Source organism: Streptomyces sp. (assembly GCF_036566765.1).
In the GTDB taxonomy this organism is placed as follows: domain Bacteria; phylum Actinomycetota; class Actinomycetes; order Streptomycetales; family Streptomycetaceae; genus Streptomyces.
Genome location: NZ_DATCVQ010000470.1, coordinates 1 through 3,707, shown reverse-complemented (window position 1 = coordinate 3,707; position 3,707 = coordinate 1). Strand labels below are relative to the sequence as shown.

Sequence of the window (3,707 nt, the reverse complement as noted above, 5' to 3'; positions counted from 1 at the left end):
CGCTCCGCGCCGGCAACGCCCGGTTCGCGGCGCTGCGGCAGCGCCATCCGCACGAGGACGCCGACCGGCGGGCCGCCGTGGCCGAGGCCCAGCACCCGTTCGCCACCGTCCTCGGCTGCCTCGACTCGCGGGTGCCGCCGGAGCTGGTCTTCGACCGGGGGCTCGGCGACCTGCTGGCGATCCGCACCGCGGGGCACGCGCTGGACGAGGCGGTGCTCGGCAGCCTCCAGTTCGGCGTCGCCGAGCTGGACGTCCGGCTGATCGTGGTGCTCGGCCACGAGCGGTGCGGCGCGGCGACCGCCGCCGTGGAGCACGTACGGACCGGGAAGCCGGTCGAGGGGCATCTGGCGCGGGTCATCGCCGAGATCGCACCGGCGGCGCGCGAGGCCCGGCCGCTGCCCGGCGACTGGGTGGAGAACACCGTCCGGGTGCACGTCGAGCGCACCCGGGCGCGGCTGATGCGGGACCCGGCGTTCCGGGACGCTCTGGTGGTGGGAGCGCGCTTCGACCTGGACAATGGGAAGGTCTCGTTCCACCGTCCGCCACCTGCGAGTGGGACCGACCGCCGTCCTGCGGTGTAGTCCCGTACTCCTACGGCAGTACGCGGAATCGTGTGCTCAGGGTGGACGACGTGAACGCATCTCCGAGAGATCGTTGACGACATGAGCCCCCTCCTGCTGTCCGTGCTCCTGTCACTGGTCTCGGCGGTCGCCTACGCGGCCGCGGCGATCGTGCAGGAGCGGGTCGCGGCCTCCTCGCCCGGCCACGTCTACGCCCCGCTGCGCAGTCCGGCGTGGTGGGGGTCCGTGGCGCTGAACTGCCTGGGCGGGGTGCTGCACGTCGCCGCGCTCGCCTACGGGCCGCTGAGCGTGGTCCAGCCGCTCGGCGCGCTGACCATCGTCTTCGCGCTGCCGATGGCCGCGCTGTTCGTCGGACGGCGGGCGGGCCGGACAGCTTGGCGGGGCGCCCTGATGGCCACCGTCGGCCTCGCCGGACTGCTGAGCCTGACCGGCGGCGCCGACTCGCAGGCGCCGGTGGGTGCGGAGCGGCTGGTGCTCGCTCTGATCGCGGCCGGCGTCGTGGCCGCCCTGGTCACGGTGTCGGGACGGATACACCGGCCCGTCGCGCGCGGTGTGGTGCTGGCCGGCGCGGCGGGCGTCTCCTTCGGTCTCGCCTCGGTGTTCACCAAGACCGTCGCGGACGACTGGACGTCGAGCGCGCCACTGGCCGAGTGGCCGAGCCTGCTGGCCACCGCCGGGTTCGCGGTGGCCGGTCTGCTGCTCTCGCAGGCCTCGTACCGGGGCGCGGGCCTCGCCGCCCCGCTGGCCACGGTGACCGTGGTCAACCCGGTGGTCGCCGCGGTCGTCGGGCTCACCCTGTTCGGCGAGTCCTTCCGGTACGGCGCGGCGGGCACCGCGCTGGCGCTGCTCTCGGGCGCCGTGGCGGCGGGCGGCCTGGTGCTGCTCACCCTGGGCCGGACGGCGGACCAGCTGGTCCCTGAGCCGGCGGGGGCGGGTCGGGGGTCCACGGACCGGGCGGCCTCACACCGGGAGTCCTCAGATCGAGACGCCGCCCCGGCGGAGGTAGGCGAGCGGATCGATGTCGGAGCCGTAACCGGGCCCCGTGCGCACCTCGAAGTGGAGATGCGGTCCCGAGCTGTTGCCGGTCGATCCTGAGCGCGCGATGCGCTGACCGCCACCGACCCGCTGGCCCTCGCGCACGGTGAGGGCGGAGAGGTGGGCGTACTGGCTGTAGCGGCCGTCGTCGTGGTGGATGACGACCTGGTAGCCGTACGCGCCCGCCCAGCCGGCGGAGACGACCGTTCCGTTCGCCACGGCCTTCACGGAGGTGCCGGTGGGGACGGGGAAGTCGACGCCGGTGTGATAGCCGCTGGCCCAGGCGGAGCCGGACTTGCGGTAGGGCGTGCCGGGGCTGGCGTTGACGGGGGCGGAGTAGTTGGCGGTACGTGTCTGGGAGCGGGCCGGGGGCTTGGAGACCGACTTGGAGACCGGCTTCGTGGCGGTCTTGGAGACGTGCTCAGGCCGGGGCTTCTGGGGCTTGGGGGCCGGGGTGCGCGGGGTCTCGGCCTTGGGCTTCGGCTTGGGCTCGGCCTGCGGCTTCGGCGTGGTCGGCGGCTTCGCAGCGGGCGGCGCCGTCGCGGGCGGGGGCGTACGGAGGGTGAGCCGCTGGCCGGGGAGGATCAGGTCGGGGTCGCTGCCGACGACCTTGCGGTTGTCCTCGTACAGCCGCTGCCATCCGCCGGTGACGCGCTCGTCGCGGGCGATGCGGGACAGCGAGTCGCCGGGCTCTACGGTGTACATCTCCCGGACGGTCGGCACGGTGGTCGGCGAGACGGGCGGGCTCTGCTTCGCCTTCGGCCGGGCGTCAGGCTTCGGCCGGGCATCGGGCTTGCGATCGCCGCCGGTCTTCCGGTCGCGTCCGGTCTTCCGGTCGCCGCCGGGGTCGATGTCCGGGGCGTCGCCGCCGCGGGTGAGCCCGGCGCGTACGGAGCAGACCGGCCAGGCGCGGGGGCCCTGCCCCTTGAGCACCTTCTCCGCGACGGCGATCTGCTGGTCCCGGGTGGCCAGGTCGGCGCGGGGTGCGTAGCGCGTGCCGCCGTACGCCTCCCACGTCGACTGGCTGAACTGGAGCCCGCCGAAGTAGCCGTTTCCGGTGTTGATGCGCCAGTTGTGGGAGGACTCGCAGGCCGCGACCTTCTCCCAGACGTCGACCGAGGCGGCGTGCGCGTCGCCCGCCCCGATCAGCGGCAGCGCCATGCCGGCGCCGCCTGCGGTGACGGTGAGCGAGGCTCGGTTGATTCGGCTCGGCTGGTACCGGCGGTGTCGTCCGCGTACGGCCATGGGCCCCCCTTGAACGCAGCAGCAGCCGCCCAAGGTAAACGTACGGAACAGGCCATGACAAGAGGGGGTGCGGAACCCCAAACCCCGCTTCCCTGCCGGAAGTTGACGGAAGGGGGGATTCCGTACAGTGCGCCGGCGGCGCGGAGTCCCGGCGGACGGCCGCGGCCCGAGTTGCGCTCGGTCCGACAGCCGCAAGGCTGGACTCGACGGCCCGTCCGCCGGGCCCCGGCGCACCAGCAGGGAGAGAGCCATGCACGACGAGCGGACCAAGCACGACCTCGCGACACTCGCCGACGACCATCTGGCCAAGGCCAGGGTGGACGCCCACGGCCGCAGCGCCGAGGTCGTCCTCCACGACGGCTTCCTGCGCCAGACCGTGATCGCCATCGCCTCGGGCTGTGCGCTGGACGAGCACAACGCCCCGCCCGCCGCGAGCGTGCAGGTCCTGCGGGGCAGGGTGCGGATCACGGCGGGCGAGGCGTCGCAGGAACTGGGAATCGGTCAGCTGAGCGGAGTACCGAAGATCCGGCACGGGCTGCTGGCCCTGGAGGACGCGGTGGTGCTGCTGACGGCGGTCAACCCATGAGGTCCCGAGCGGTCAACTTCTGAGGTCCGGAGGGTCGACCTCTGAGGTCCGGAGCGGTCGACCCATGAGGTCCCGAGCGGGCAGCCCATGAGGTCCGGAGCGGGCAGCCCCTGACCTTCCTCGGGGCTGCCCGTGGGCGCCGACCGGCCCGGTCAGGGCGGGCCGGCCGGGCCCGGCTGGGGCGTCGGCTCGGGTTCCGGGACCGGCGCGGGCCCCGGCGGCTCTGGTACGGGATCGGGCGACGGCCCCGGCGGGGGCGG

Annotated in this window: 4 protein-coding genes; 3 read left to right on the top strand and 1 reads right to left on the bottom strand. The window is 74.3% G+C overall.

Translation table 11 applies throughout. The features are described 5' to 3' along the window. Both VIU94_RS27870 and VIU94_RS27865 read left to right on the top strand, forming a co-directional pair. The coding region (locus VIU94_RS27870; RefSeq protein ID WP_331915298.1) for a carbonic anhydrase at positions 1 to 581 on the top strand (581 nt) is incomplete at its 5' end. Between the two features lie 81 nt (positions 582 to 662). After that, a complete protein-coding gene (locus VIU94_RS27865; protein WP_331915296.1) occupies positions 663 to 1,676 on the top strand; it encodes a DMT family transporter in 1,014 nt (337 codons plus the stop codon). Here VIU94_RS27865 and VIU94_RS27860 read toward each other — a convergent pair. Continuing rightward, positions 1,557 to 2,861, bottom strand: a complete 1,305-nt coding sequence (locus VIU94_RS27860) for a transglycosylase family protein (protein ID WP_331915294.1) — start codon at positions 2,859 to 2,861, stop codon at positions 1,557 to 1,559. The genes VIU94_RS27865 and VIU94_RS27860 overlap by 120 nt on opposite strands. A gap of 250 nt (positions 2,862 to 3,111) precedes the next feature. Here VIU94_RS27860 and VIU94_RS27855 point away from each other — a divergent pair, with 250 nt between their 5' ends. Further along, positions 3,112 to 3,447, top strand: coding sequence for a cupin domain-containing protein (locus tag VIU94_RS27855; protein WP_331915292.1), 336 nt, complete (start codon positions 3,112 to 3,114; stop codon positions 3,445 to 3,447). Positions 3,448 to 3,707 lie beyond the last annotated feature (260 nt).

What these genes read in the sequence shown, in the direction of transcription:
- VIU94_RS27865 (WP_331915296.1), top strand. Translation starts at nt 663, where the DNA reads ATGAGCCCCCTCCTGCTGTCCGTGCTCCTGTCACTGGTCTCGGCGGTC.
- VIU94_RS27855 (WP_331915292.1), top strand. Translation starts at nt 3,112, where the DNA reads ATGCACGACGAGCGGACCAAGCACGACCTCGCGACACTCGCCGACGAC.
- VIU94_RS27860 (WP_331915294.1), bottom strand. Translation starts at nt 2,861, where the DNA reads ATGGCCGTACGCGGACGACACCGCCGGTACCAGCCGAGCCGAATCAAC.